Here is a 930-nt window from a genome sequence, read left to right as displayed (position 1 = left end):
GTGTGATGAACATGCTCGGCAGCGCCGGCGGCTGCGTGGAAATCGCCTTCATCATGCGGGCTTTCTTGTCGTCACCGGGTTTCGGTGCGGTTTCTTCGCTCATGCCGCGTTCCTTGTGGCTTCGATGAAGGTTTGCAGAAGGTCGTCAAAGACCCCTTCACTCTCGGCAATCGCCTTCGCATCGGGCACATCGGGGCTGTAAAGGGTCTGCCCGGTCTGGAGGTCACGGTAGGCAACGCGATTGTGCAGAACGTGTTCTGCAATCGGCGTGCCGTTGGCCTGGATGATGGCGCGCAGTTCGGTCAGGGCTCGCGCCCTGCCATCGATGATGGTCTGCTTGGTCAGCACGAATATCGCAGGCAGTGGTCTCCCCCGGCTCTCGACCGCCAATGGGATGTAGTGGTCGGTGATCTGGATGGCGGCGGTCACATCGTCGAGGGCAAAATAGACCGGCACGACGACAATATCGGCCGCGAAGAGCCCGGCCATGAGGTTGTCATTTGTGGTGCCTTCCGTATCGATCAAGACGACGGAGCGCTCACCGTTGTGAGTGGCTGTCGCGCGAAGGATTTCCTGCGGGGTCATCGCGCTCACCATCTGGAGCCTGTCAGGACGATTGCCAGCTTCGCCCAGCATCTGGAACCAGCGGTTCATGTTCTGCCGCCGGTCGCCGTCGATGAGAGTGACCGAATAGCCTCTATGCAGCGCGACGGATGCGAGGGCACGCAGCATCGTCGATTTGCCAGTGCCGCCCTTTGGGATCGCAGCGGAGATGATCATGGGGGCCTCCTTCCGGCGTTGTCTCCTTGTTTCCATGTCAACATGGAAACAAGTCATCATGGACACATGAAACGAAATCACGGTCGCAACATGGTGACATTGTCGACGGGGAAGAATGGTTTGGCAACCCAGGCGCGCATCGATAAGGGC

General features: G+C 59.4%; 1 protein-coding gene. It reads right to left on the bottom strand.

Annotation, left to right across the window (positions count from 1 at the left end; all coding sequences use genetic code 11):
• Positions 1-99: 99 nt before the first annotated feature.
• On the bottom strand, positions 100-930 hold an 831-nt coding region (locus EN935_RS37970), incomplete at its 5' end, for a ParA family protein (RefSeq protein WP_206534695.1).

Origin of the sequence: Mesorhizobium sp. M7D.F.Ca.US.004.03.1.1 (genome assembly GCF_003998635.1) — a bacterium.
Lineage (GTDB): Bacteria > Pseudomonadota > Alphaproteobacteria > Rhizobiales > Rhizobiaceae > Mesorhizobium > Mesorhizobium loti.
This window is presented reverse-complemented; position numbering and strand designations above follow the sequence as displayed.